Genomic DNA, 5,929 nt, shown 5'->3' with positions numbered 1-5,929 from the left:
GTGGGCGCGCCCGGTTCCTGCGGCTGGGCGGCTCTGGCGGCACCTGAGGATCCTCCTGTCGGCAGCGGGCGGGCGTACCCCTGAAGGTTACTGGTGGGTGTGCTCCTCGAGCGTGCACCACTCCGGCGTGCCAGACTTCATCGGATGCGTACCGTTCTCGTCACCGGGTCCCACGGCCAGCTCGGCCGCCATCTGCTCGCCCGGGCGGCCGTCGCCGGTGCGACGGTCCGCGGTGCCGGCTCCAGCGAGGTGGACGTCACAGATCCGGCATCGGTCGCGGCCGCCGTCGAACCGGGTTCGGTGGTGATCAACTGTGCTGCATACACTGCGGTCGATGCAGCCGAATCCGATGAGGACGCAGCGGCCGCGGTCAACGCGACCGGTCCCGGGGTGCTGGCGGAGGTGTGTGCCGAGGTCGGGGCACACCTGATCCATGTCTCCACGGACTATGTCTTCGCCGGCGACGGCACCGAACCGTACCGAGTCGATTCGCCGACGGGTCCGCGTACCGTGTACGGCCGCACCAAACTCGCCGGTGAACGCGCCGTGCTCGAGCGGCTTCCGTCCGCTCACGTCGTGCGCACCGCGTGGGTCTACACCGGGACGGGCAACGATTTCGTGGCCACCATGCGTCGCCTGGAACGGGAACGCGACTCGGTTCGTGTCGTCGACGATCAGCTCGGATGCCCGACCTATGCGCGTGACCTGGCCGACGGCCTGCTCGAGCTCGCCGCCCGCACGGGCGGCGATGCGGTGGCCGGAGGCGTGCTGCACGCGACGAACGCCGGGCAGGCCACCTGGTACGACCTCGCGCGAGCGGTATTCGAGCAGGCCGGGGCGGATCCCGGGCGAGTGCACCCGTGTGGAAGCGACGAGTTCGTGCGGCCCGCTCCGCGTCCGGCGTACTCGGTGCTCGACGGCAGTGCGTGGGCGGCAGCGGGCCTGACCCCGCTGCGGCACTGGCGCGAGGGTCTGCAGGCGGCCTTCGAGGCTCTGGACCCGCGAGGATGAGCAAGGCACACCCCGTGAGCGGGTGCACACCGAGGCTGCAGATAGGGTGACGCGCGTGAATTCGACGCTGGCCGTGGTGACGGTGACCTACTCGCCCGGCGAGCACCTGGAAAAGTTTCTCAGCTCGCTCGCAGACGCAACCACGCGGCCCACCCGGGTGATCATGGCCGACAACGGTTCGACCGACGGCATGCCGGAGGCTGCTGCCGTCGCACATCCGAATGTGGAGTTGCTGCGCACCGGAGGCAATATCGGCTACGGCGGTGCAGTCAACCGGGCTGTGGCCGAGGTCGATCCGGACGCGGAATTCGTGGTCGTCGCCAACCCCGATGTGCGCTGGGCTCCCGGCTCGCTGGACTCCCTGCTCGATGCGGCCGCCCGCTGGCCGCGCGCGGGTTCCCTCGGACCGCTGATCCGCGAACCCGACGGCAGCATCTACCCCTCGGCGCGGGCAGTGCCGACGCTCGTATCCGGCGCCGGCCACGCACTGCTCGGCACCGTCTGGCCGAAGAATCCGTGGACGCAGCGCTACCGACAGGAGAACGAGGCCGTCGGGGAGCGCGCGGTCGGCTGGCTGTCCGGCTCGTGCCTGCTCCTGCGCCGCGCCGCATTCGACACGGTCGACGGGTTCGATTCGCGCTACTTCATGTACATGGAGGACGTCGACCTCGGCGACCGTCTCGGGCGTGCCGGCTGGCTCAATGTCTACGTCCCGTCCGCCGAGGTCACCCACGCGAAGGGCCACGCGGCCGGTCGCCACCCGGAATTGATGCTGCCGGCACACCACGAGAGCGCCTACCGGTTCCAGGCAGATCGTCATCCGCATCGGTGGCAGGCGCCGTTACGCTGGGCGCTGCGCGGCGGCCTCGCCGTACGCTCCAAGCTTTCGGTGGCGGCGGCCGTGCGCGGCCGCAACGCCGGCAGGGTCGGCCCGGCGGAATCCGACCTCGACCAACAAAAACAGGGGAGATCATGACGAGTGTTGCCGCACCGCACACCGACGCGGTGATTCTGGTCGGCGGTCAGGGGACGCGGCTGCGGCCGCTGACACTGTCCGCGCCGAAGCCGATGCTGCCGACCGCGGGGGTGCCGTTCCTGACACACCTGCTGGCCCGTATCCGGGAAGCCGGGATCAAGCACGTGGTGCTCGGCACGTCCTTCAAGGCGGAGGTGTTCGAGGACTACTTCGCCGACGGTTCCGACCTCGGGCTCGAGATCGAATACGTCACCGAGACGGAGCCGCTCGGTACCGGCGGCGGCATCCGCAACGTGCTGCCGAAACTGCGCGCCGAGAACATCATGGTCTTCAACGGCGACGTGCTCGGCGGCACGGATCTCGGGCAGGTCCTCGACACGCATGTGCGCACCGAGGCCGACGTGACCATGCATCTCGTGCGGGTCGGTGATCCGCGCGCGTTCGGCTGCGTGCCCACCGACGCGGACGGCCGGGTGACAGCGTTCCTGGAGAAGACGCAGGATCCGCCGACGGACCAGATCAACGCGGGTTGCTACGTGTTCCGCCGCGAGATCATCGAGTCCATCCCGACGGGCCGGCCGGTGTCGGTGGAGCGCGAGGTGTTCCCGGCGCTGCTGACCGAGGGCAAGCGCGTCTTCGGGCACGTCGACGCCGCCTATTGGCGCGACATGGGCACTCCCGAGGATTTCGTGCGAGGCTCGGCGGACCTGGTGCGCGGGATCGCCCCGTCGCCGGCGCTTCCCGCACAGCGGGGGGAGTCGCTGGTGCATCCGGGCGCGTCGATCGCGCCGGGAGCGTTGCTGATCGGCGGCACAGTGGTCGGTCGCGGCGCCGAAATCGGCGCCGGAGCACGTTTGGACGGGGCGGTGATCTTCGACGGTGCGCGCGTCGAGGCCGGTGCGGTGATCGAGCGGACCATCGTCGGGTTCGGAGCCCGGATCGGGCCGCGGGCGCTGATCCGTGACGGGGTCATCGGTGACGGCGCCGATATCGGGGCACGCTGCGAGCTGCTGCGCGGGGCGCGGGTGTGGCCGGGAATCAAGATTCCGGATGGAGGAATCCGGTTCAGCACGGACGTGTAGGGGCGGCACGATGAGTTTTCGGCGTTATGTGGCCCTCGGTGATTCGTTCACCGAGGGTGTGGGGAACCCGGATCCGGCGAGCCCCAACGGCGTTCGGGGCTGGGCGGATCTCGTGGCGGGGCAACTCGCCCGAGACAACCCGGCCTTCGGTTACGCGAATCTTGCGATCCGCGGTCGGTTGCTGAGACCGATCATCGACGAACAACTCGAGGGTGCTGTCGCCATGCAGCCCGATCTGGTGACCATCTACGCGGGCGGCAACAACCTGATGCGCCCGAAGCTGGACCTCGACGCGCTCGCAGCCGAGTACGACGATGCCATCGGCAAACTCGCCGCGACGGGCGCCCGGGTGTTGATGTGGACCGCGTACGACGGCAGTTGGGCGCCGGTGTTCGGGGTGCTGCGTGGACGCTGGGCCGTCTACAACGAACTGGTGCGGGAGATCGCGGACCGACACGGCGCGACGATCGTCGATTTCTGGCGTTTCACCGAGTACCGGGATCTGCGCATGTGGGATTTCGATCGTCTGCACATGTCTGCCGCGGGTCATCACAATATGGCGATCCGGGTGCTCGACCTCCTCGATGTTCCGCACACGCTCGAGCCGGTCCGGTTCGACGAGGCTCCGCTGCTCACCCGCGCCGCGCAGCGCGCCGACGACCGCCGGTGGATGCGCGAGTTCTTCGTTCCCTGGGTGGCCCACCGCGTGCGGGGGATCTCCTCGGGCGACGGGATCTCGCCCAAGCATCCGGCGCTCCCGCCGCTGGGGTCCTGACGGTTCATCGAGCAGTGGTCACGGTCTGCAGCATTTCTTCCCAGTGCCGCAGTGGCAGGAGATGTCCTTCTCCCGCGTACAGGACGAGTTCGGCGTCGGGCAGCTGTGCTGCGAGCCACTCGCCGTTGGCCGGCGGCGCCATCCGATCGCAGCCGCCGTACCAGAGGTGAACCGGCGACGAGACGTCGTGGAGGTCGAATCCCCAGGGCCCGACGAATGCCACATTGTCCCAGGCAATCCCCATGGGGCCTTGCCGCAACGACTCCCGGAAGGAGACGAACAGCGCCTGCCGTGCGGCGTGGTCGGTGGTCACCTCGGGGTCGCTCTCCGCCCACATCCAGTCGATCCACGGTGCCTGCTCGTCGTCCTTCACCGACACCATGGCATCGAGCATTTCCCGGTTTCCGGCCGAGAATTGCGCGGCGGCGCGGGTGGGCTCGTCGGGAAGAAACGACAGCGCAAGGAGATCGTTCTCGTTCAGCGCATCCCGCGCACCGGGCATCTGTTGCACGGGCGCGAGTCCGCCCGACACGCCGACTCGGGTCACGCGATCGCCCATCGTGGCCGCCGTGGCCAGGGCGAAGGGTCCGCCGCCCGACCACCCGAAGGCGGCGAACCGGCCCACCCCGAGTTTGTCGACGACGGCCTCGACATCTCCCGCCACCAGCCCGAGGGTGCTCTCCGCGACATCGGACCGGCCGTAACCGGGACGGTCGAAGCTGATCACCCGCACACCCATCCGCGCAGCGACCTCGTCTCCGAAGCCGACCTCGAGCCGCGATCCCGGGGTGCCGTGAAAATACACGACAGGGACGCCCTCCGCGTTTCCGGTGTCCCGCACCATGACAGATCGGCCGCCCACGGGGATCTCGAGTTCATTCATGGCTGGAGCGTATGCGGCCCTTCGGATGGTGGGCGTGTCATCCGGAACTGTTCGGTCGTCGCACCGCCGCGAGCCGCACCATGTGGTCGATCGTGTCGCGCTCGGCGTCGGAAGGCAACGCATCGACCGGCCACCAGCGGAGGTCGGTCGACTCGTCGCTGCGCACGGGCTCCGCACCGGTCGGTGCGGTGACCAGGAAACGCAGGTCGAGGTGCCGCGTCGGCTGCCCCAGGGAACACGTGATCGGATGGGTATGCGCAGAAAGGATTTCCGGATCGATGCGCAGGCCCGGAATTCCCGACTCCTCGGTGGCTTCGCGCAGGGCCGCATCGACGACCGTCTCATCGGTTTCTTCGCAGTGCCCACCCAGCTGAATCCACCGTCCGACCCTGGGATGGAGTGTGAGCAGCACATGACGGTGCTCGATGTCGAGCACGAGAGACGACGCGGTGATGTGACCCGGCACGTGCGAGCGCAGGCACCCGTCGGGCGCCGCGTCGAGGAACGCGAGCATCGTGTGCCGCAGGGAGTCCGCATCGGCCGAATCCGCGCTCCACGCGGTGAGGCGTTCGACGGCGGAGGCGTGCAGCGAGCGTGCCGACACCCCTACAGCTCCACGAGTGCGTCGCCGGGTGCTGCGGGATCGCGTGGCGTCGGCTCGGTGAGTGGATAACCGACCGCGATCGCGCCGAGAGGAGACCAGTCCGCAGGCAGGCCGAGCTCTTCGCGGACCACGTCGGGGGCGAAAATGGTCGAGCCGATCCAGCAGCTGCCCAGCCCACGTGTCGTGAGGGCGACGAGCAGACCCTGGACGGCAGCACCGGCCGCGACGGTGAACATCGTGGCTTCGGCGGCCGTGCGCCGCGCATCGGGATAGTGGTGGGCGCCGTCCGGAACCCAGAACGGCACGACCACTTCGGGGGCGTCGTAGAGAATCGCGCCCCTGGCCAGCCTGCGTTCGATCGCGACGGCGTCGAGCCCGTCGCCTGCCAGATCCTGCGCCCACCGCTCGCGCATCCGGTCGAGGAGCCTCCGGCGGACCTGCTCGGTCCGCACCCACACGAAACGGACCGGCCGGGTGTGGTGCGGGGCGGGCGCGGTGAGCGCGTCGGCGATCGCATCGCGGAGGTCCTCGGGATCGACCGGCTCGCCGGAGAACTCACGCACCGAACGTCGCAGGAGCAGCGCCTCGCGCCGTCCTC

Annotated in this window: 7 protein-coding genes; 4 read left to right on the top strand and 3 right to left on the bottom strand. The window is 69.3% G+C overall.

What is annotated here, in order from left to right; genetic code table 11:
* Window positions 1-144 precede the first annotated feature (144 nt).
* From rfbD to Q8814_RS23730, 4 genes are read left to right on the top strand one after another with little or no spacing between them, the layout of a single operon-like run.
* Window positions 145-1,011, top strand: coding sequence for a dTDP-4-dehydrorhamnose reductase (rfbD, locus tag Q8814_RS23745; protein ID WP_330154428.1), 867 nt, complete (start codon window positions 145-147; stop codon window positions 1,009-1,011).
* A 55-nt stretch (window positions 1,012-1,066) separates the two neighbouring features.
* Window positions 1,067-1,987, top strand: coding sequence for a glycosyltransferase family 2 protein (locus tag Q8814_RS23740; protein ID WP_330154427.1), 921 nt, complete (start codon window positions 1,067-1,069; stop codon window positions 1,985-1,987).
* Window positions 1,984-3,069 (top strand): mannose-1-phosphate guanylyltransferase, encoded by a 1,086-nt coding sequence (gene manB, locus Q8814_RS23735; protein WP_330154426.1) that lies wholly within the window; start codon window positions 1,984-1,986, stop codon window positions 3,067-3,069. Before Q8814_RS23740 ends, manB begins: the two co-directional genes overlap by 4 nt.
* 10 nt (window positions 3,070-3,079) lie before the next feature.
* Window positions 3,080-3,844, top strand: coding sequence for an SGNH/GDSL hydrolase family protein (locus tag Q8814_RS23730; protein ID WP_330154425.1), 765 nt, complete (start codon window positions 3,080-3,082; stop codon window positions 3,842-3,844).
* 4 nt (window positions 3,845-3,848) lie between these two features.
* Here Q8814_RS23730 and Q8814_RS23725 read toward each other — a convergent pair whose 3' ends face one another.
* The 3 genes from Q8814_RS23725 to Q8814_RS23715 form a co-directional block, all read right to left on the bottom strand.
* A complete protein-coding gene (locus tag Q8814_RS23725; protein WP_330154424.1) occupies window positions 3,849-4,727 on the bottom strand; it encodes an alpha/beta fold hydrolase in 879 nt (292 codons plus the stop codon).
* A 37-nt stretch (window positions 4,728-4,764) separates the two neighbouring features.
* On the bottom strand, window positions 4,765-5,331 hold the full coding sequence (locus tag Q8814_RS23720; RefSeq protein ID WP_330154423.1) for an NUDIX hydrolase: 567 nt from the start codon (window positions 5,329-5,331) through the stop codon (window positions 4,765-4,767).
* A 2-nt stretch (window positions 5,332-5,333) separates the two neighbouring features.
* A partial coding sequence (locus tag Q8814_RS23715) for a coenzyme F420-0:L-glutamate ligase (protein WP_330154422.1) occupies window positions 5,334-5,929 on the bottom strand: 596 nt, incomplete at its 5' end.

Origin of the sequence: Rhodococcus chondri (assembly GCF_036327435.1) — a bacterium.
GTDB classification, from domain to species: domain Bacteria; phylum Actinomycetota; class Actinomycetes; order Mycobacteriales; family Mycobacteriaceae; genus Rhodococcus; species Rhodococcus chondri.
This window is presented reverse-complemented; position numbering and strand designations above follow the sequence as displayed.